Genomic DNA, 21593 nt, shown 5'->3' with positions numbered 1-21593 from the left:
ATTTCCAAAATTTGTTAAATTCTGCTGTGTCATTATTGACATAATTAGCAGGCTTTAGCAAACTTTTGCGCACTAAATTGTTGTCAATTTATGAAATTACAAACCCTAAGGAGATAATCATGACGGTATTAGTAGGACGCAAAGCGCCTGAATTCACAGCGCCCGCGGTGCTAGCAAATGGTGAAATTGTAGATGCATTAAGCTTTGAAAAAGCACGCGATGGTAAGTATGCAGCGGTTGTTTTCTACCCGCTTGATTTTACTTTTGTTTGCCCATCTGAGCTAATCGCACTTGATAAACGTGTTGATGAACTTAAAAAGCTAGGTGTTGAAGTCTTTGCCGTATCAATTGATTCACACTTCACGCATAACGCATGGCGCAATACGCCAGTCAATGATGGCGGTATTGGTGCTGTGAAATACACAATGGTTGCTGATATCAATCACAGTATTGTTAAAGCCTATGGTGTTGAGCATCCTGAGGCGGGTGTCGCTTTCCGTGGTACATTCTTAATTGACAAAGACGGTGTTGTGAGACATCAGGTGGTTAATGATCTGCCATTAGGTCGCAATATGGATGAATTGGTGCGTATGGTTCAAGCATTACAATTCTTCGAGCAACATGGTGAAGTATGCCCAGCGGGTTGGCAAGAAGGTGACAAAGGCATGAAAGCGTCACCGCAAGGTGTTGCTGCATATTTAGCAGAAAATGCTGAATCTTTGTAATTTTTTATAAAAAAATCTATGATTTGCTTGAAAATTTAAAATAAAGTGATACCTTTGTCGGTGTGTAGTCTTTCGACGGCAAAGAAGCCGACAAAAAAGGAATCATTTTTTAATAAAAATGTAAGTTTTAAAACAGTTGAGGAGAAACTATGAAACTTAAGATGATCGTAGCAGCGGTTGCTGCAACTGCAAGCGCTTCAGCTTTCGCAGCAGGTTCAATGAATGATCAAGTACAAAACGGTGGCGGTATCGTTAACGTGCGTACAGATGCAAGCTATTCACAACAGATGCTAAACAACCAACAAGTCACTGGCTCTGTTTTAGATATCCTTAATGCGCGTAAGTCTGGCGATCTAGCGCCTAATGCTATCTATATTGGTGGTAAAGGTGAGATTTATGCTCAATACCAAAATACATCTGGTGTCAAGGCAAATAATGCGGGGCTGGCAGCGGTGCCAAATCTTAATAATAATAGTTCTAGTGCTGTTAAGATGCCTTATGCTGATTTAGCATTTACATCAACCATTGGTGATTGGGTAACCGGTTTTGCTGATATTCAGGTTAATAACGCTGCAGATAGTAATGTTGTGTTGCCGAGTGCTTATTTTATTGTTGGTAATTTGGCTAAGTCACCTTTCTATGGCTTCGGCGGTAAAAAGGTTGTTGATTTTGGTAAATTCGATTCAGTCACTAACTTTATGCCAACGTTAACACGTGCTTACTTTATGGCTTATGGTGGTCAAGTCGGTGCTGGCTTTAGCATGAATGGTATCAATGCAACAGCTACATTGATGAATGGTAATGGTGGTTCTATGATGAATTCACAAGCATCAAATGCTAGCCAGATTAACAACTTTGCATTAAATGCCTCTTATAATGGTAAAGCAGGTAACCTAGGTTATTATGCCGGTGCAGGCTATATTAATGCCACAGGGTTCTCTCATAACCAGTATGGTGAAAAGAACTCTATGGTTGGAGCGCTTGACTTTAATGCCGGCGTTACAATCCAAGGGCTTGCTGTTAATGGAGAATTTTTAGTTACAACCTCAGGTGTTAAGAGCTTAAATGGTACGGCATTAGGAAATGCAAATACAATTCCTTTTGCAGGAGCTGCATCTCACCCTGATACTGCTGGAATCACTGCATTCGCGATTAATGCCTTACCTGCACTGATTAGCTTTGATTCTGGTTCTACTGTTAAAGCTTGGAGCCTAGATTCTTCTTACACTATGCCAGTTGCAGGCAAAGATATGGTGCCTTATGTGTCATACAGCCAAGTAGCACAAAACTCTGATAACAACTTATATCAGTTTGAAGTCGGCACACGTTACAATGTGGTTGATACTGTTTGGATTGGTGGTTCTTATAACTATATGTCTGGTAAGACTCATGCACAATCAATGGGCTCATATAACACAGTAATGTTGGATGCTACAGTTTACTTCTAATCTGATTGATTACTTAGTTTAGATACTTTAAAGGTCGCAATTGCGGCCTTTTTTGTTTTAAGGGTGGGGGAGAGATGATTAGAAGTTTATATTTATTTATATTGATGCTGCCATGCGCTTTATATGCAAATGAAGTATCAACAACAGTAATGCAGGCAATACTAAGCCCGTATGCACTTATTGCATTAGCTGTTTTTGTTATTGCTTATATCTTGGTTATGCTTGAGGATGTGATTCATTTGGCGAAATCAAAACCAGTGATTTTAGCAGCAGGCATTATCTGGGTGCTCACGGCAATTATTGGCAAGATCAATGGTCAGAGTGAGTTAGTTGAGCAAAGCTTAAATAAAGGCTTATTGGAATATGGAGAGCTTTTATTATTTCTACTTGTAGCAATGACCTATATCCATGTGCTTGAAGAGCGCAATGTCTTTGAAAAGCTCAAGGCACTCCTTCTTAAAATGGGCTTGCGCTTTAAAGGCATCTTTTGGTTAACGGGATTGTTGGCATTCTTTATCTCGCCGTTTGCTGATAACTTAACAACTGCTTTAATCCTAAGTGCCGTAGTATTATCCGTTGGTAAAGGCGAGATAAAATTTGTATGTATGTCTTGTATTAATATTGTGGTGGCAGCCAATGCCGGTGGCGCATTTAGCCCATTTGGTGATATTACCACTTTGATGGTATGGCAGGATGGGGTGGTACCATTCACACATTTCTTTGCCTTATTTATTCCGGCATTGGTCAGTTTCTTGATTCCGGCAATTATTATGAGTTTTTTCCTGCCCAAAGGCGATGATCATAGCCATGATTTGCTAGAGATTAAGCTTAAGTCCGGTGCGATTGTTGTTATTGTGATGTTCGTACTAACGGTTATTACAGCCGTACTTTTTCAGAACTTGTTAGATCTGCCACCTGCACTAGGGATGATGACAGGCTTAGGTTATTTGATGTTTTTAGGTTTCTTTCTAAAGAAAAAAGCACGTGAGCATTTTGATGTATTTCAAAAGATTCAGATGATTGAATGGGATACCTTATTATTTTTCTTTGGCATCTTACTTGCAGTGCAAGGTTTGGCGACATTGGGTTACTTAGAATTGCTATCTAATTTCCTGTATCACGATGTACCTAGTGCCTTGCCGCAAGTTTTTGACCATGTCACGCAAGCCAATATTTTAATTGGACTTCTGTCAGCAATTGTTGACAATATTCCCGTAATGTTTGGTGTCTTAACCATGCACCCGCCATTAACTGAAGGTCAGTGGCTATTGGTGACTTTAACCACAGGCATTGGTGGCAGCTTGCTATCAATTGGTTCTGCCGCGGGCGTTGCAGTCATGGGTAAAGCACATGGTCAGTATACTTTTTTAGGGCATTTGAAGTGGAGTTTAGTGATTTTATTGGGATACTTTGTTAGTATTGCCACGCATCTTTTGATTAATCATGCTTTTTTTAGCTAATCATTATATAGGTAATCAATGACAGAAAAATCACGTTTTTATACCCCGAAATACTGGGGATTGCAGCTTGCCTTTCTTTTTTTGCGTGCGTTTGTCTATCTGCCCTTTCGCTGGCAGATGAAAATAGGCGTAATACTTGGGCGCATGAGTTATCCTTTTTTAAAACGACGTAAACAGATTGCCTTAACGAATCTTAAGATTGCTTTTCCGTATAAAAGTGAACAAGAACTAGAGCAGTTATGCAAAAAATGCTTTGAATCCATTGCTATCTCAGGTGTTGAAACCGCGATTGCCTGGTTTATGCCAAAAAAGCGCTTTAATAAAATCAAGTTTGATACACATGGCATGCAGCACTTTGAAGATGCGCATCGAAATTCATCACAAGGCGCATTAATGTTGGGGGCGCATTTCACTTGCATGGAAGTCATTGGGCGTTTTATTGGTGAGCATTACAATCCCTTTTATTTGGTTTATCAAAAACATAAAAATCCGCTATTTGAACAGGTGATGACTGCTTCACGTGAGAACTATGTAACACAATGTTTGCAACGTAAAAATGTCGTATCCATTGTCAAGTCACTTAAAAAAGGTGGTTCGGTTTGGTACGCACCAGATCAGGATTTCGGTGCAGAGCGTAGTATCTTTGTGCCATTTTTTGGCAAAGAGTGCGCGACGTTAGTGGCAACTTCATGGTTGGCAGAGAAAACAAGCGCGCAAGTTGTGCCGTGCTATTATGCGCGTAAGGCGGACTTGTCGGGTTATGATATCTATGTATTACCAGCACTTGAGCATTTTCCATCAGGAGATGATTATCAGGATGCGTTGAGGTATCACCATATTTTAGAGAAAGCGATTATTGACTTTCCTGATCAATATTTGTGGCAGCATCGACGCTATAAGTCGCGCCCACAAGGCGAAGAGGCAGTATATTGATGAAGTTGCACTACATTAATAATCTTGCCATCATGGTATTCTTTGCTATGTTGTTATCTTCATGTGCATTATTACAAACTCGTGCAGTAAACACGCCAGAGGTTGAGGTTTTTAAAACTCAAAGTCTAAGATTGCCAACGCCTACTGAGCTTGCTCTGGACTTTGATGTGACCCAAATTTTAAGCTCACAATATAGCATAAAGGGCAAAAAAGAATCGTATGTTGCACAGGTTGAAGTGGAAGCATCAAAACAAAAGATTGTCATTGTTGCCGCTGCGGGTTGGGGTGGTTCGATCTTCTCACTCGTTTATGATGGGACTTCTATTGATAGTAGCAGCTTGCCAATGCCGCATGCTGATATGGGCGTTAAGCAAAGTTTAGTTGACTTTATTTTCACCTATGCGCCAACAAAGGTAATTAACAGTATGCTACAAACGACCGATATTAAGATGCAATCACACAAGAATCAGCGGCAGTTTTATTTGAATGGTCAGTTAGTTATGCAGATTAACTATCAAAATCAGCAAGATTTATATGCAGATGTAAAGCTTGAGAACTTTGTTTATCACTATCAAATAGCGATTAAAACGTTAAAAGACAGTTAAATGATATACCCACCCGTTCCCTGAGCGAAGTCGAAGGGGGTGCGTGGCTTCGACTGACGCTCAGCCAACGTATTATGATTAAAGCAATATCCCTCGTCCCCTGAGCGAAGTCGAAGGGAGCATATGACTTCGACTGACGCTCAGCCAACGTATTATGATTAAAGCAATACTCCACCCGCTCCCTGTGCGTGAGTCGAAGGGAGCATATGACTTCGACTGACACTCAGTCAACGTATTATGATTAAAGCAATGTCCCACTCGTTCCCTGAGCGTGAGTCGAAGGGTGCATATGACTCCGACTGGCGCTCAGCCAACATATTATGATTAAAATAATAATGCAAAAACAAATTGAGCTTCCATTACACCCCTCACCCGCGCAGCTTAAGCTGCACGACCTCTCCCACAAGAGAAGAGGTGCTAGCTGACGCAACTTATGCACTTATGACTTGAATTTAGGCAATGCTAAATAGTAATTGTAATTGATAATCCAGAAGGTTGGTTGTTTTTAGCTTCGATGCGTCCACCATGGCTTTCAATAATATCTTTAGCGATAGACAGTCCAAGACCGTTGCCTTTAGAGGAGGAACTGTCACCTTGTTGAAAGGGCAGAAAAATATCGGCTAATTGCGCAGATGGCACGCCTGGTCCATCATCGGTAATTTCAATAGTGAGAGTATCTTTATATTGCGTGAGTCGCACACGCACCTTGGTGCCATACTTTAGTGCATTATTAATGATATTTGTAAGAGCTCGCTCAATCTCTACTTGTGAGCCATGGATAAGGTAACGATCATAAATGGCAGAAATTTGAATGCGCTCAGGATTGTGTGATTGATAATCTTGAACGATTTGAGTGACAATCTGGCATAAATCAATCGTGCTTTTGGGGTGTAACAAATGCTTTTGTTTTGCATAATCAATCGTATTTTTTAAGATAAGATCGATATCATCGATCTGCTCAAAAATTCGCTCTCTTAATCCGGCATCCTCGATTTGATATAACATAAGATCAATGCGTGTTAGCGGCGTTCTGATATCATGCGCTAAAGTCGCCATGGTTTTCATTTTGACTTCATTTAATGTCTGGATCTTAGCAATTAAGCTATCGATATATTGTGCGGATTTATGCAAGAGATGTAAGCTTGATTGTGTGAAAAAATTACCACGAATGGCAGGTAAGTTCAGTTGATGTTTTTGTTCAAGTTCAAACAGCCTATTCATTGCTAAAAGGAGCTTACGCCCATTAATCAGATAAATAAGTAAATAAAGCATTACCAGTAATTGTAGTAATACAAATGCAGTGGCAAACCATGGAAAATTAATGGCTGGTAAATAGATAACAATCCACTCTTTAAGTTCATTTGAGTAGATCGAGATAATATTATTACGCCAGAAACGAATATTGTTTAATGCATGACGCACTTGTTGTGAGCTAATTTGTAAATCATGGCTATAGATATACTCAGAGCTGATTTGTGGTTTATCTGCAATGGTAACCATAACACGATTATTGCTAAAGCGTGGAATAATGCTTTTTAGATATCTCTCTTCTTTAGTGGATAGTTTTAAGTGATCAATTTCAGTAATTAAATTTATTAAATTAATTGCTTCAATGCGCTGATCTGCATTGTGATCAATATACGTGTTGGTGTAGAAATAACTGATTAGTACGATGTTGATAATAAAAGCAATGAATAAAAGTAAATTAAAGCGTAATCTAGACTTTAAAGTTGGTGAGTTTCTTTTAAGTTTCATCATTTGTTAATCGATCGTGATGTTGCTTTTTAAACTATAACCGATCCCACGAATGGAAACGATCAGATCATCACTGGCAATGCTTTCAAGCTTTTGGCGCAAGCGAGAAATTAAGGTTGAGATAATTCGATCATCGGCAGCAATTGGGCGGTTATAAATCACTTGTGCTATATCATGTTGAGATTTTGCTTCACTATGATTGTCATTGAGATAACTTAATAAGAGATATTCATTTTTATTAATACTAATACTTTCCTCAGTATCGAGGCGAGAGAGTGTGAATGTCTTACTGTCAATGCGCCAGATACTTTTCTCAGTATGCGTCTTAGGTTTATAGGCAATCGAGAGGATGTTACGAATCTTGGCAATCAATAATCGGGTATGAAACGGTTTATGCATAAAGTGCAAAGCACCAAGTTCATAAGATAGAATCTCATCAATCTCATCATCAGAAGCGGTAATGATAATGATCGGAATATTAAGCGATTCGCAGATTCTGCGACAATAGTATTTGCCATTTTCAAATCCAGGCATATTTAAATCAAGAATCATCAAATCAGCAGCAAAATACTTGAGTATTTCGTCAGCTTCAGGTGGATTGGCAGCGTGTTCTACGTCGTATTGTTGACGCTCAAGAATGTATTTTAATTCTTGGCGAATAATCAGGTCATCGTCGACAATGACAATACGTTTTTTTTCGGTAGCTTGCATGGGCTCGGTAGTTTAACGCAATAATTGTTACTAATTATATCAGAATAAAATAAAGAATATGACGATGAATAACGATTAGCTGAAACTAACTGAGTTTATCGGTGGCAACGTGATAATCAGGATCTTCAAGCACATTGACTTCAACAAGATTCCCAGCTTTGCCTAATAGCGCCTTACACTCCAAACTTAAGTGTCTTAAATGTAAATTTTTGCCAAGGTTGCTATAACATTCGGCAACGTAAGCAATGGCGTCAATTGCTGAGTGATCACTGACACGTGAGTATTTGAAATCGATAATTACCTCATCAGGATCATCCGCTGGCGCAAACAGACTTTTAAAGCGCGTGCTTGAGCTGAAAAATAAAGGACCATGCAGAATATACTCTTTACTGCCATCAGTATTGATTTTGGCTTCAGCATAGATGTTTTTTGCAGTTTGCCACGCAAAGACCAGTGATGCTAAGATCACGCCAACAATAACAGCAATCGCAAGATCGGTCATTACAGTAACAACGGTTACGACGATAATTATAAATGCATCGTGCAAAGGAATCTTGCGAATGAATTTGAAGCTTGCCCACTCAAAGGTTTCAATCACGACCATAAACATCACCCCGACAAGGGCAGCGAGTGGAATAATTTTAATCAGTGGCATGGCAATAACGATAAAGAATAATAAAAATACAGCTGCAGTGATGCCAGATAGGCGGCCGCGTCCGCCAGAGCTGATGTTGATCATGCTTTGACCGATCATCGCGCACCCGCCCATGGATTTGAAAAAGCCAGAGATGATATTGCCCGCGCCTTGGGCAATACACTCTTTGTTGCCGCGACCTCGTGTTTTAGTGATTTCATCAATCAAGGTTAATGTCATTAAAGATTCAGACAGTCCAATAATAGCCAAAATCAATGCATAAGGCACAATAATCGTCAGTGCATGCCAAGTAAATGGAATATGTGGAATGCTAAAGGCGTGGCTCACAATATCTTTACCGGTGCCAATCATATCACCAACATTTAAGATATGGTTACCTGGTAGTGGGATAAATAAGGCAATCACGGTGACAACAACAATAGCCGTTAATGCGGAAGGGATTGCTTTGGTGAATTTGGGTAAGAAATGTGTAATGAGCATAGCGAGTATGACAAGTCCAATCATGACATATAAATCAATGCCTTGTAACCAAACTTTATGATCTAATCCAGTTGGCGTGTATTTGAACTGCTGTAATTGCGATAAGAAAATCACAATAGCAAGACCATTAACAAAGCCAACCATGACCGACTTAGGTAGCATGCGAATAAATTTACCAAATCCCAATAGTCCAATAACGATTTGGATGATTCCCGTGAGAATGATCGTAGCAAATAAGTAATTCATGCCTGTAATCGGGTCATTTGGAAACAGCAGCATAATTGAAACCATAACCACTGCCATTGAACCGGTAGCGCCTGATATCATGCCGGGTCTGCCGCCAAAGACAGCCGTCATAAAGCACATAATAAAGGCTGCATATAAGCCAACGGTGGGGTTGACCCCCGCCACTAAGGCAAAGGCCACAGCTTCAGGAATAAGCGCTAGAGCGACAGTGACACCGGATAAAAAGTCGGTCATGTGTTTGCCATCTTGATTGGGCATTAAAAAGCGATTAACGCGTTGTAATAACATAAGTATAAGAAGTTGATTTTTATAAAAGTCGCATTCTACTACGATATATACTCAATGTCCTTGAATATTTGATTGGATTTTTTCGGTAAATTGTCCTAAAATTTTGGACAAGTTTCCATTTTGGAGTTGAATTATGCAGCTAGTAGATAATTTATTGGGTCGCGCTAATTTTAAAAATAAACATATACACGTAGAGTCTGATTTATATGAAGAGATTAATCAAGGTATTAAGTCTGCAGCTATTTTGCGATTTGCCAAATCAAGTGGTTTAACAGAAGAAATCGTGTCATCACTTATTCCGATTAATCGTAAAACCTATTTACGTAGAAAAGAAATGGGTATGCTTGATGCAAAAGAATCTGATCGTTTGATATTGATTGCAAAAGTATATGCACATGCGCTTGAAGTGTTTGGCACTAAGGAGAAGGTTAATAATTGGCTTGCAACAAAAAACCTTGCGTTAGGCGAAAGAACGCCGCTTGAGCTTCTCAAAAACTCTTTGGGTTGTCAGATTATTGATAATTTGCTCTATCGTATTTCCTATGGGATATATAGTTGATGATTGCTTGGCGTATTACGCAGAAGCAATTAGCAGATCCGCCTTTGAATGGTTTAGGTGGGCTCTTTGCTTCAGGTCGTTGGCATAGCCGTGGTCAGCAGATTATCTATATGGCTGAGTCACAATCCTTGGCTATTTTAGAGTCGTTAGTGCATTATGATCCAGCCAATGCGCCGATTGATCAGGTGATTATCTCAGCTGATATTGCTGAGACATCTTTATTAACAGCAGCAGACATTGGTTTAGATAATAACGACATTCGCGGCATGCATGTATATGATCTACGCGCTCTTGGTGATAACTGGCTTAGACAAAAAACAAGTTGTGTGCTGAAGATTCCGTCAATTATTACGCCGTTTGATGAATATAATTATCTTATCAATCCCTTGCATCAAGACTTTGCCAAGGTTAAAGAAACTAAGGTAACGGATTTTAGATTTGATAAACGCTTATTAAGATCGTAAGTTAGTTTATGAACGCTTTTTCTCAGCTAGTGCGTTATTTGATTTTTCAAGCTGTTTGCGATAGTACTCAAGTGTTTGCTCGGATTCACGCTTCAGTTGACGAATTTGACCATTTAAAAAAGCAATTTGACCTTCTAAAGCATCACGCAAGTCTGAAATGCGTTGTGTTGTTTGCTCTTTTAGTGTTTCTGCATAAATACGCGCTTCTTTAGCAACTTGCTCGGCTGATTCGCGACGTGTCTGCTCTTTGACTAAAGCGGCATATAGCTTGCGTACTTTAAGCTCAGGATTGCTTTCGTTTAAAATCATGCTCCACTCATCAGACATGCTGCTAAGAATATCACTACTTAATGCCTGAGAACTCGTAAGAAGTGCTTGAATCATTGGGTCTTGTGCTTTCATTGTGCTAGTTGCTGTTGACGATTTGTCGCTAACTGCCACTCTTGCTTGAGGATTTTTTTCATAAGTTTTTGCTGCTTTTATTTTTGCAGTAGCGGTGTGTTCTGTAGCAGGTTGCATAGTATCTTCTGTGTTTTTATTAGTCGTTGTTGGTTGTGCGGCTGTTTGATCAGTTGCACGTTCTTCACGCCACTGTTTTAAAAACTTGCTGATAGTCGTTGGACTGCCGCGACCAACTGTATCACGAACATTATTTATGCTAGGAGTAACGCCTTGTGCTTCTAGCTTAGTAATCGCTTCGAGTATATCTTCGTAAGAAATGCCTGGACGAGCCATGGTTTGTTATATCCTTAATCGAGCAATTGATTTAACGAAAGTTTAAAGAGATTTTATATCTATAAGTTTATATCTACAATCCATGGCGATTATAGCAAGATATTCAATTGCGTCAAACATAAGATAGGCGTCAAGCATATATTTTGTTATGATAAGGCGCGAATTTAATGTAGCAATCACTGATTGATGCCGCTTGTAGATCATTTTGCGGTGTTCAGTGCCGAAGAAATTTTTGATGCTTTTGGGAGATTGGGTTGCAGGTAATAGCTAGGACTATTGCCAAAATTCAGTCGGTCAAAAGGGCGGAAAATTCAATGGCAGAAATATTGTGAAATGGTTTATGAGCGGTATATATATTCAATAGATAAGAGGACATAAGCATGAGCTCAACAAAGCTAATTTATACCCATACAGATGAAGCGCCAATGTTGGCAACTTACTCATTATTGCCAATAATCGAAGCATTTACTAAGCCTTGTGGTATAGACGTTGAAACAAAAGATATCTCACTTGCAGCAAGAATACTTGCTCATTTTCCGGAGTCATTAACCAAGGAGCAACGTCACGAAGATGAGTTAGCTATTTTAGGTGAGCTAGCTAAAACACCAAATGCCAATATCATCAAGCTGCCAAATATCAGCGCATCAATCCCACAATTGCAAGCGGCAATTGCTGAGTTGCAATCACAAGGATATCCGATTCCTGATTATCCAGTAGATGCGAAAACGGCTGAAGAAAAAGAGATCAAAGCGCGTTACGCGAAGGTGCTTGGTAGTGCTGTTAACCCAGTGTTGCGTGAAGGGAATTCAGATCGCCGTGTAGCTAAAGCAGTTAAAGAGTATGCAAAAAAACATCCGCACTCAATGGGCGCATGGGATAAAGGCTCTAAATCACATGTGGCCCACATGTCAGGTGATGACTTTTATGGTAGTGAAGTATCAACGGTTATCGCTGATGATACCACGGTGAAAATAGTATTTACCGATAAGGCGGGCTTGAGTGAGACACTTAAGTCAGAATTTCCATTATTAAAGGGTGAAGTTATTGATGCCTCTAAAATGTCGGTTAAAGCCCTAAGAGCATTCTTTGCTGAGCAAATTGATCTAGCGCAAAAAGATGAGGTGTTGCTATCACTACATATGAAAGCAACAATGATGAAAGTGTCTGATCCAATTATTTTTGGACATGCAGTGAGTATTTATTATCAGGATGTCTTTAACAAATATGCAGATGTTTTTGCCAAGCTTGGTGTTAATCCCAATAATGGTATTGGTGATGTCTACGCCAAGATTAAGAGCTTGTCAGAGGCTGAGCAAGCGGCAATTAAACAAGACCTTGAAAATGTTTATAAGACGCGCGTTGAACTTGCGATGGTTGATTCTGATAAAGGAATTACCAACTTGCACGTGCCAAATGATGTTATTGTTGATGCATCTATGCCCGCGATGATCCGCTCTTCTGGCAAGATGTGGGGGCGTGATGGTCAGTTACAGGATACAAAGGCGATGATTCCTGATCGCTCATATGCTGGTGTTTACCAAGAAACAATTGATTTTTGTAAAGCACATGGGGCGTTTGATCCAACGACGATGGGTAGTGTGGCTAATGTCGGCTTAATGGCAAAAAAAGCAGAAGAATATGGCTCACATGATAAGACGTTTGAAATCACGGCTGACGGTAAAATCAGTGTTATTGACGCTGATGGCAATACACTGTTATCACATGATGTCGAAAAGGGTGATATCTGGCGTATGTGTCAAACCAAAGATGTTGCGATTGAAGATTGGGTGAAGTTAGCTGTGTCACGTGCGCGTATTACCAATACACCTGTTGTGTTCTGGTTAGATGACAAGCGCGCGCATGATGCGAATTTGATTACTAAGGTAAAAACCTATCTTAAAACTCATGACACCAGTGGTCTTGAAATACATATTATGTCACCGGTTGAGGCAACGCGCTTTTCACTTAAAGCGATCAAAGCCGGTAAAGATGTGATCTCAGCAACAGGTAATGTATTGCGTGATTATTTAACGGATTTATTCCCGATATTGGAACTAGGCACAAGTGCTAAGATGCTATCGATCGTGCCACTACTAGCCGGTGGTGGATTGTATGAAACAGGAGCAGGTGGTTCAGCCCCTAAGCACGTACAGCAACTAGTCGCCGAGAATCATTTGCGTTGGGATTCATTAGGCGAGTTTTTAGCATTAGCCGCGTCTTTAGATGATTTAGCCAATAAAACAAATGATAGCAAAGTACGCGTATTAGCCGATGCATTAGATCAGGCAAATGCTAAGTTCTTAGATAATAATAAATCACCATCACGCAAAGTAGGTGAGCTTGATAATCGTGGTAGTCATTTTTATTTGGCAATGTACTGGGCGGAAAGTTTAGCTAAGCAGACGCAAGATGCGCAATTAGCTCATGTATTTAAGCCAGTAGCACAAGTGCTTAAAGATAATGAAGCTAAAATTGTCGCTGAACTTAATGACGCTCAAGGTGTTGCCGTCGATATTGGTGGTTATTATCATCCGAATGTGCAAAAAATTGAAAAAATAATGCGTCCAAGTGTCACACTTAATCAGGTTATTAATACCCTAGCAAAAGAGCCTGTTAGCGCTTAATTGTTAAAGTTGGCAGAAAATCACGAAATGGACTTGTGATTTTCTATAAACGAATTATAATCTCCGCTCATTGGTCGCTTAGCTCAGTCTGGTTAGAGTACTACCTTGACATGGTAGGGGTCACTGGTTCGAGTCCAGTAGCGACCACCATCTTAAAAGCTTTTTACTGCAAGGGTTTCAATCTGTTTGAAAATCAAAGTAAAAGCAGTAGTTATTTTCACAAGGTCGCAAAAATATCAATCATATTCTAGTTCAATCGAATGGTTTGTGTAATTATCATTTTTTCTTTACACAAAGTTATGTGGTGTGGTTGGGCTATTAAACAAGTCATTCTCTATTTCTATCCCAGAATCATTAACACATATTGACAGTAATTACTTTTGTATGTACGCTTTATTTAGGTGATATCAGTTGCGATAAATATGAAATTTGAATGGGATGAAGCAAAAAGTCTATTAAATTTGGAAAAGCACAAAGTGTCATTTGAGCTTGCTGAATATCTTTTTAATGACTCGATGCTTGTTGCAATTGATAACAGAGTTGACTACGGCGAAACGAGGTATATAGCTTATTCAATGTATGATGGCTCTTTGTTTAATATTGTATACACGAAGCGAAGTGGTAATATTAGAATCATATCAATGAGGAAAGCAAATGAAAGAGAAAAAACCAAATATCAATCAGCAATTAAGCGCTATTAAGCAGATGAAAGATAGCGAGATTGATTATTCTGACAGCGTTGATATGGGTGATGCTGATTGGGCTCAATTTGAGCCTTTAGCCCATAAGAAAAAATCTGTAACAATTCGTCTAGATAGCGATGTTATTGATTATTTTAAATCAATGGGTAAAGGCTACCAAACAAAAATTAACTCTGTCCTTAGAGAGTACAAGCGCTGTCATTAAGCAAATCATCCTCGACGGTTGCCAATATCGCTGAACATTTTCAATGTTATCTCAGTGATTAAGAAAATTTCAAACTTAAGTCTTGCAATTTAAAAAAAAATTGCTAATATGTCTCACAGTTGACGCGGGGTGGAGCAGCCTGGTAGCTCGTCGGGCTCATAACCCGAAGGTCGTTGGTTCGAATCCAGCCCCCGCTACCAACCTAAAAAGATTTTGAAAAATTTCGGGCCCTTATGGGCCTTTTTGTTTTGTAGATAAAAAGGACTCATAGTAGTCCTTTTTTTATATCCCAAGGAGTGTGTTGGAATGTTGGTTGATCAGTTAAAAGCGCTTATTGCGCCAGAAGTAGAGAGCCTTGGATTTATTTTATGGGGGATTGAAATGGATGCATATTCTGCAGATACTGGCAGTATGACCTTGCGTATTTTTATCGATCATGAAGAAGGTATTTCAATTGATGACTGTCAAGAAGTCAGTCGTGCTGTGGGTGCAATTTTAGACGTTGAAGACCCAATCAGTGGTGCTTATTCGTTGGAAGTCTCTTCTCCAGGGGTGAATCGTCGCGTGTTTAATGCATTGCAGGCAAAGGCACTGGAGGGGTTTGAAGTTAAAGTACAGTTGCGTCAAGCAACGGAGAACAATCGCCGCCGCTTTAAAGGTGTGATTATCTCAGTAGCTAATGATGAGGTGCTAGTTAAAACAGAAGAAAACGAAGAAATTCGCTTTGATTTTCACAATGTTGATAAAATGCGCGTTGTGCCAAAGTTTTAACCTTTAATAATGTGGATATAGGTGAAAGTTATGAGTAAAGAGTTACTACTGGTTATTGAAACCGTTGCTAATGAGAAGGAAGTCTCAAGAGATTTACTTTTTTCAGCCATGGAAGAAGCCTTGGCGATGGCAACTAAAAAGCGTTTTGAAGAGGATGCTGAAATTATCGTTAAGATTGATCGTAAAACCGGTGACTATGAGACATATCGTCAATGGCAAATCGTTGATGAAGATCATGAGATTGAGAATTATGCAGCAGAGCTATATGTTGATGTTGCTCAAGAGAAAGGGCATAACGTAGTCGTTGGTGATGTGCTGATGGAGCCTGTTGACTCGGTTGAGTTTGGACGCATTGCGGCGATGACTGCTAAGCAAATCATTATGCAAAAAGTCCGTGATGAAGAACGCCGCTTAATGGTGGCAAAGTTTCGTGATAAAGTTGGCAAGATTGTTTATGGTGAAGTTAAGCGTACCACGCGTGATTTTTTAATTATTGATCTGGGTGAAAATGCTGAAGGTGTCCTGCCTAGAAAAGAGCTGTTACCTAAAGAGAATTATCGTTTAAATGATAAACTGCGTGCGTGCGTTTTGCGTATTGACGATGATGGTAAGGGTCCGCAAATTATTTTGTCACGCGCTAATAAGAAAATGTTACATGCCTTATTGATTCTTGAAGTACCTGAAGTGGCTGAGGAGTTAATGGATATCGTCAGCATTGCGCGTGATCCAGGTTCACGTGCTAAAGTGGCTGTAAAATCAAATGACAAGCGTATTGATCCTGTTGGGGCATGCGTTGGAATGCGAGGTTCACGAATTCAAGCGATCACTAATGAGTTACAAGGTGAGCGTGTTGATATCGTATTGTGGGATGATAACCCAGCACAGTTTGTAATGAATGCGCTAGCTCCAGCTGAAGTGACTTCTATTGTCCAAGATGAAGACAGGCAAGCAATGCAGGTTGCTGTGCAAGAAGATCAATTATCACAAGCGATAGGTAAAAGTGGTCAAAACGTGCGTTTGGCGACTGCTTTAACCGGCTGGCATATCAATGTTATCTCAAGCTCTGTTGCTGAAAAAGCGCAGCAAGAAGAAGAAGAGAAAAACATTCAGCTGTTTATGGAAGCTTTGGATATCGATCAAGATATTGCTGAAGTATTGATCGAGGAAGGTTTTTCGAGTCTTGAAGAAGTTGCTTACGTGGCGCGTGAGGAAATGCTTGAGATTGAAGGTTTTGATAACGAAATTTGTGAGGAATTGCAAGAGCGAGCCAAGACGGCGCTTATTTCACAAGCCTTAGCTGCGAACAAGCCAGCGGAAGACTTGTTGAATATGGAAGGTATGACGGCTGAGTGGGCAGATGCATTAGCGCAACAAGATGTGATTACAATGGAAGACTTAGCTGAGTTAGCCGTTGATGATTTACGCGAAATTATTTCGATCTCTGAAGATGAGGCGGCAGCTTTGATTATGACTGCGCGTGCACCTTGGTTTGAAGAGGATAACGAGAAGTAGGAGAAATGTGATGGCAGAGATGACAGTGGCGCAACTAGCCAAACTAATAAAAATTAATGAAAGTGTACTACTTGAGAAGTTTGAACAATCAGGTGTGCATAAGAAAAGCATCAATGATTTAGTAACTGATGCCGAAAAAAACCAGCTTCTTAGCTTTATCCAAGGTGGTTCAACGGAGAAGAAATCATCAGTAACTTTGCAGAGAAAGACAACAAAACAGTTGAAAGTTGCCGGTAATCGCAAGGTTAATATTGAAGTGCGTAAAAAGAAAACGCTTGTTGCACCAGCAGTTGATGTTACTGAGGAGCAGATTGAGGATGAAACACTTGTTGCCAAACAGCATGAATCAGTTGATGTTGAACAGGTTAATGATGGTGTTCATAATGAGTCAGCGATTGAATCAGAGGTGACACAAGACACTATTATAGCAAACGGTAATATGGCAGAAGAAGTGATAGCGTCTGAGCAACCTCAAGCAGATCCTAAAGCAGAAGAGGTGGCTATTGATGGTGTGCCGCCAGAAGCAAAAGAAGTTAAAGCGCAAACTGGTAAGTCTATTCCCAAACCTAAAAAATTAGAGAAGCCAGCAAAAGCTGAGAAGCAGTCAACCACTGATAATGCAGTAGATCAAGCATCCGATAGTGGTTTTATGATTACTGAAAAATCCGCTGAAAAGCCAAAAAATAATGGTTTTAAAATCACATCAAGACCGGAGGTTGTTGAAGATAAAGTAGTAGACAATAATTCAGTTAATGAGGCAAAAGCTACGCACAAGAAAACGCTTGATAAAACAAAGCGTAGATCAAATGAAAATGAAGACAATGACTCACGCAAAGGTGCAAAAAAGTCAAAATCAACCTCAGCTAAGAAAGGCTCACGTGGGCTGTATGATGACGACGACGGTTATGGTTTTTCGCGTAAAAATTCTAAGTCTAAGAAATTGCAGTTAAACAAAGTCAAAACACAGCAATTCACCAAGCCGGTTGAAAAAGCCATGAAACAAGTCGTGATTTTTGAAGGTATCACGGTCAATGAGCTAGCACAAAAAATGGCAGTAAAAGCTGCTGAGCTTATAAAGGTGCTATTTAAAATGGGTGTGATGGCAACGATTAATCAGCCACTAGATCAAGAAACAGCAATTTTGATCGTTGAAGAGTTAGGTCATGAATACACATTGCATCGTGATGAGACATTAGAAGAGACGGTAGTTGTTGATTCTTCAAGTCAAGAGATGAGACCACGTGCACCAGTCGTAACCATTATGGGACACGTTGACCATGGTAAGACGTCTCTTTTGGATTATATTCGTAAAACGCGTGTTGCTGTAGGTGAAGCTGGTGGTATTACACAGCATATTGGTGCTTATTCCGTAATAACACAAAAAGGTCAGATTACATTCTTGGATACCCCTGGGCATGAAGCCTTTACTGCAATGCGAGCCCGTGGTGCTGGAAGTACTGATATTGTTATTCTTGTGGTTGCTGCTGATGATGGTGTGATGCCTCAGACAAAAGAAGCAATTCAGCATGCGCGTGCTGCTGGAGTGCCGATTGTTGTTGCAGTGAATAAAATGGATAAACCTGAAGCAGAACCGGATCGTGTTAAAACTGAGCTTTCACAGCTTGATGTCATCTCTGAGGAGTGGGGTGGCGATGTCATGTTCGCTCATGTTTCAGCTAAATCAGGTTTAGGTATTGATGCGCTACTAGATGCTGTATTACTACAAGCTGAAGTATTAGAGCTTCAAGCGGTTGATAAAGGCTTAGCAAAAGGTGTTGTCATTGAATCACGCTTAGATAAAGGTCGTGGAGCTGTTGCATCTGTGTTGGTGCAAAGTGGTGAACTAAATCAAGGTGATATTGTATTATGTGGTACCGAATACGGACGTATTCGTGTGATGATGAGTGACCTTGGGCAAAAAATTAACACGGCAGGTCCGTCAACGCCTGTTGAGATACTAGGTCTTTCAGGTGTGCCTAATGCCGGAGATGAGATGGTTGCTGTTAAAGATGAGAAAACAGCACGTGAAGTAGCTGAGTTCAGATCGCAAAAGAAAAAAGATGAGCGTTTGAAGCAGCAGCAAGCCAGTAAGTTATCAAGCTTATTTGATCGTATGGGTGAGTCCACAGGTGAACGTCAAACCTTGAACGTGATCGTTAAAGCGGACGTTCAAGGTTCAGTTGAAGCGATTCGCGAATCATTGGTTAAGCTTAGTAATGATGAGATTAAAGTCGAGGTTATTGCATCAGGCATTGGTGGAATTACCATTTCAGATGTGTCACTGGCAGTTGCTTCTCAAGCGGTGCTTTTTGGCTTTAACGTTCGTGCGGATGCAACGGCTAGAAAGCAAGCCGAGACTGACGGTATTGAACTACGTTATTACAGCATTATTTATGATCTAATCGATGATGTGAAGCAAGCGATGTCGGGAATGCTATCGCCTGAACTGAGAGAACAAATCATCGGTGTTGCTGAAGTGCGTGATGTCTTTAGATCATCGAAGTTTGGTTCGATTGCCGGTTGTATGGTTATTGATGGCGTGATTAAACGACACAACCCGATTCGTGTATTGCGTGATCAAGTGGTAATTTACGAAGGTTCTTTAGAATCGTTAAAACGCTTCAAAGATGATGCCGTTGAAGTCAAAAAAGGCATAGAATGCGGTATTGGTGTTAAGAACTATAATGATGTTAAAGTTGGTGACCAAATCGAAGTCTTTGAAACGGTTGAAATCAAGAGAGAGATATAATTATGGCAAGTAATTCACGCGTTGAGCGTGTTGGTGATGAGATTCAAAAGATCATCGTCGCATTGCTAGCAACCAAAGTCCGTGATCCGCGTTTGCAATGGGTTTCTATCACCGGTGTCGAGGTATCTAAAGATTTATCTTATGCTAAGGTGTTTTTCTCATCATTAAGCACGGAAACGCATCCGTCACAAGTGGTAAAAGCATTAGATTCAGCCAAGGGCTTTTTCCGTACAGCGCTTGCCAAAGAGCTGCGTTTACGTGTCGCGCCGGCTTTACGCTTTTTCTATGATGAATCATTAGCTTATGGTAATAAAATGAATTCGTTAATCGAGAAAGCTCGTCAAGAGGACGAAAAATTTATCCAGCAGGAACAGAGTGAAAATGAGAATAATGATCATAAGGATGGTGATCATGACGAACCACGCGAAAGGTTGCGTTGATCGCGTATCAGCATTTGTTCTTTAGACCTAAATAAGCTATAGTGCCAAGCAGAAATATCAAGAGTACTTAAGTTCTAGAATTATGATTCCTGTCATTGCTATAGTTGGTCGTCCCAATGTCGGTAAATCGACACTTTTTAATGCTTTAACACGCACGCGTGATGCGTTGGTTTATGATATGCCAGGGGTGACGCGTGATCGCCAGTATGGTCAAGCGGAATTTGAGGAGCAACCTTTTATCGTCATTGATACGGGTGGCTTATCTGATAATGACGCCGGTGTTGATGGATCAATGGCTGATCAATCTGTGCTTGCCATTGAAGAGGCAGATCTTGTTTACTTCGTTGTTGATGCGCAAGCTGGGTTAACTGCGGGAGATCTGTACATTGCTGAGCTTCTGCGTACACGTGGTAAGCCTTCAGTGCTAGTGATTAACAAAACCGATGGGATGCAGGAAGAGGTTGCCGCAGCTGATTTTTACTCACTGGGTTTTGAAGCATTATTTGCAATTGCAGCGAGTCATCGGCGTGGTGTGAGTAACTTATTATCAGATACTTTATTACCTTTGTGTGATAAAGCAATTAAAGACTCCGAACATGCTGAAGGTGAAGCCAACAAGCGCGGTATTCGCTTTGCTTTAATAGGTCGTCCGAATGTTGGTAAATCAACACTAACCAATCGTATGTTAGGTGAAGATCGAGTGGTTGTTTATGATATGCCTGGCACCACGATTGATAGTGTGTATATTCCTTTCTCGCGCAATGATGAAGATTATACAATTATCGATACAGCAGGTATTCGCCGTAAAGGTAAGGTGCGCGAAACACTTGAGAAATTCTCGGTGGTTAAAACTTTGCAAGCGATCAAAGATGCTAATGTGGTGATTGTGTTGATTGATGCCAAAGAAGGATTAACCGATCAAGATATGCACTTGATGGGCTTTGCCTTGAATGCTGGACGGGCGATGGTTATTGCGGTCAATAAATGGGATGGCATGAGCGCCTCAGATAGAGAAAACCTTAAAGAAGAGATCAATCGTCGTTTGGTGTTTTTAAAAGACTATGTTGATATTCATTTTATCTCGGCATTACACGGCACCAATGTTGGACATCTGTTTGCATCATTGAAACATGCTTATAAAAGTGCCACCAAAAGGATAGCGACACCAGAATTAACACAAGTCTTAAAAATGGCAACACAAGATCATGTGCCACCGATGTCAGGTAAATCAAGGATTAAGCTAAAGTATGCACATATGGGCGGGCACAATCCGCCAATTATCGTGATTCATGGTAATCAGGTAAATAATTTGCCTGCGTCATATAAGCGCTATTTAGAGAAATTTTTCCGTGAGGCTTTTAACTTGGTAGGCACGCCAATTAGTTTTGAGTTTAAGCAATCTGAAAATCCTTATGAACCGACGAAACAAAAAAAATCAACACCATTGCAACGTTATAGGGATAAGCAAACCCAAAAGGAGAAAATGCAGAAAAAACGGGCGTTAAAGCAACACAAAGATTAGTTATT

18 protein-coding genes, 2 tRNA genes and 2 pseudogenes are annotated in these 21593 nt (G+C 40.2%); 18 read left to right on the top strand and 4 right to left on the bottom strand.

The genetic code is table 11. The annotated features are described in order from the left end of the window. The first annotated feature begins 119 nt into the window (after positions 1-119). The 5 genes from ACZ5V8_RS10355 to ACZ5V8_RS10335 all read left to right on the top strand — a co-directional run bounded on the left by ACZ5V8_RS10355 (position 120) and on the right by ACZ5V8_RS10335 (position 5171). Entirely contained in the window at positions 120-725 is a 606-nt protein-coding gene (locus tag ACZ5V8_RS10355; RefSeq protein WP_440616653.1) for a peroxiredoxin, read from the top strand. Between the two features lie 149 nt (positions 726-874). Next, entirely contained in the window at positions 875-2173 is a 1299-nt protein-coding gene (locus ACZ5V8_RS10350; RefSeq protein WP_464217715.1) for an LbtU family siderophore porin, read from the top strand. 74 nt (positions 2174-2247) lie between these two features. Next, positions 2248-3633, top strand: a complete 1386-nt coding sequence (nhaD, locus tag ACZ5V8_RS10345) for a sodium:proton antiporter NhaD (protein ID WP_464217714.1) — start codon at positions 2248-2250, stop codon at positions 3631-3633. An 18-nt stretch (positions 3634-3651) separates the two neighbouring features. After that, positions 3652-4566, top strand: coding sequence for an LpxL/LpxP family acyltransferase (locus ACZ5V8_RS10340; RefSeq protein ID WP_464217713.1), 915 nt, complete (start codon positions 3652-3654; stop codon positions 4564-4566). Next, on the top strand, positions 4566-5171 hold the full coding sequence (locus tag ACZ5V8_RS10335; RefSeq protein ID WP_464217712.1) for a DUF3261 domain-containing protein: 606 nt from the start codon (positions 4566-4568) through the stop codon (positions 5169-5171). Before ACZ5V8_RS10340 ends, ACZ5V8_RS10335 begins: the two co-directional genes overlap by 1 nt. Positions 5172-5633: 462 nt before the next feature. Here ACZ5V8_RS10335 and ACZ5V8_RS10330 read toward each other — a convergent pair whose 3' ends face one another. From ACZ5V8_RS10330 to ACZ5V8_RS10320, 3 genes are all read right to left on the bottom strand, one after another. After that, positions 5634-6929, bottom strand: a complete 1296-nt coding sequence (locus ACZ5V8_RS10330; protein ID WP_464217711.1) for a sensor histidine kinase — start codon at positions 6927-6929, stop codon at positions 5634-5636. Between the two features lie 3 nt (positions 6930-6932). Next, positions 6933-7637, bottom strand: a complete 705-nt coding sequence (locus tag ACZ5V8_RS10325) for a response regulator transcription factor (RefSeq protein WP_464217710.1) — start codon at positions 7635-7637, stop codon at positions 6933-6935. Positions 7638-7722: 85 nt separating this feature from the next. Continuing rightward, entirely contained in the window at positions 7723-9306 is a 1584-nt protein-coding gene (locus ACZ5V8_RS10320) for a SulP family inorganic anion transporter (RefSeq protein WP_464217709.1), read from the bottom strand. A gap of 133 nt (positions 9307-9439) precedes the next feature. Here ACZ5V8_RS10320 and parS point away from each other — a divergent pair, with 133 nt between their 5' ends. Next, a complete protein-coding gene (parS, locus tag ACZ5V8_RS10315; protein ID WP_440617148.1) occupies positions 9440-9865 on the top strand; it encodes a type II RES/Xre toxin-antitoxin system antitoxin in 426 nt (141 codons plus the stop codon). Next, on the top strand, positions 9865-10329 hold the full coding sequence (locus ACZ5V8_RS10310) for an RES family NAD+ phosphorylase (protein WP_464217708.1): 465 nt from the start codon (positions 9865-9867) through the stop codon (positions 10327-10329). Before parS ends, ACZ5V8_RS10310 begins: the two co-directional genes overlap by 1 nt. 6 nt (positions 10330-10335) lie before the next feature. Here ACZ5V8_RS10310 and ACZ5V8_RS10305 read toward each other — a convergent pair whose 3' ends face one another. After that, positions 10336-11064 (bottom strand): DNA-binding protein, encoded by a 729-nt coding sequence (locus ACZ5V8_RS10305; RefSeq protein WP_464217707.1) that lies wholly within the window; start codon positions 11062-11064, stop codon positions 10336-10338. 380 nt (positions 11065-11444) lie between these two features. Between ACZ5V8_RS10305 and ACZ5V8_RS10300 the strand changes: the two genes are divergently transcribed. From ACZ5V8_RS10300 to der, 11 genes and pseudogenes are all read left to right on the top strand, one after another. Further along, the gene (locus ACZ5V8_RS10300) at positions 11445-13688 is read left to right on the top strand and encodes an NADP-dependent isocitrate dehydrogenase (protein ID WP_464217706.1); all 2244 of its coding nucleotides are present in this window, start codon (positions 11445-11447) and stop codon (positions 13686-13688) included. Positions 13689-13760: 72 nt separating this feature from the next. Further along, positions 13761-13838, top strand: a tRNA-Val gene (locus ACZ5V8_RS10295). 272 nt (positions 13839-14110) lie between these two features. Next, a complete protein-coding gene (locus ACZ5V8_RS10290) occupies positions 14111-14389 on the top strand; it encodes a BrnT family toxin (RefSeq protein WP_464217705.1) in 279 nt (92 codons plus the stop codon). Beyond that, a complete protein-coding gene (locus tag ACZ5V8_RS10285) occupies positions 14343-14594 on the top strand; it encodes a BrnA antitoxin family protein (RefSeq protein WP_464217704.1) in 252 nt (83 codons plus the stop codon). The genes ACZ5V8_RS10290 and ACZ5V8_RS10285 overlap by 47 nt, the downstream gene beginning before the upstream one ends. A 123-nt stretch (positions 14595-14717) precedes the next feature. Continuing rightward, positions 14718-14794: transfer RNA gene (locus ACZ5V8_RS10280), tRNA-Met, on the top strand. Between the two features lie 106 nt (positions 14795-14900). After that, on the top strand, positions 14901-15365 hold the full coding sequence (rimP, locus tag ACZ5V8_RS10275; RefSeq protein ID WP_464217703.1) for a ribosome maturation factor RimP: 465 nt from the start codon (positions 14901-14903) through the stop codon (positions 15363-15365). 30 nt (positions 15366-15395) lie between these two features. Further along, a complete protein-coding gene (gene nusA, locus ACZ5V8_RS10270; protein WP_440617157.1) occupies positions 15396-16877 on the top strand; it encodes a transcription termination factor NusA in 1482 nt (493 codons plus the stop codon). 10 nt (positions 16878-16887) lie between these two features. Further along, positions 16888-17148, top strand: a pseudogene (locus ACZ5V8_RS10265) (translation initiation factor IF-2 N-terminal domain-containing protein); the annotation flags it as partial. Between the two features lie 666 nt (positions 17149-17814). Then, a pseudogene (gene infB / locus ACZ5V8_RS10260) lies at positions 17815-19626 on the top strand (translation initiation factor IF-2); the annotation flags it as partial. A 2-nt stretch (positions 19627-19628) separates the two neighbouring features. Beyond that, complete coding sequence (rbfA, locus tag ACZ5V8_RS10255) at positions 19629-20066, top strand: 30S ribosome-binding factor RbfA (RefSeq protein ID WP_440617160.1); 438 nt, start codon at positions 19629-19631, stop codon at positions 20064-20066. Positions 20067-20148: 82 nt separating this feature from the next. Beyond that, complete coding sequence (der, locus tag ACZ5V8_RS10250; RefSeq protein WP_440651734.1) at positions 20149-21588, top strand: ribosome biogenesis GTPase Der; 1440 nt, start codon at positions 20149-20151, stop codon at positions 21586-21588. Positions 21589-21593: the final 5 nt, after the last annotated feature.

It is taken from the genome of Cysteiniphilum sp. GTC20157 (assembly GCF_055396795.1).
This window is presented reverse-complemented; position numbering and strand designations above follow the sequence as displayed.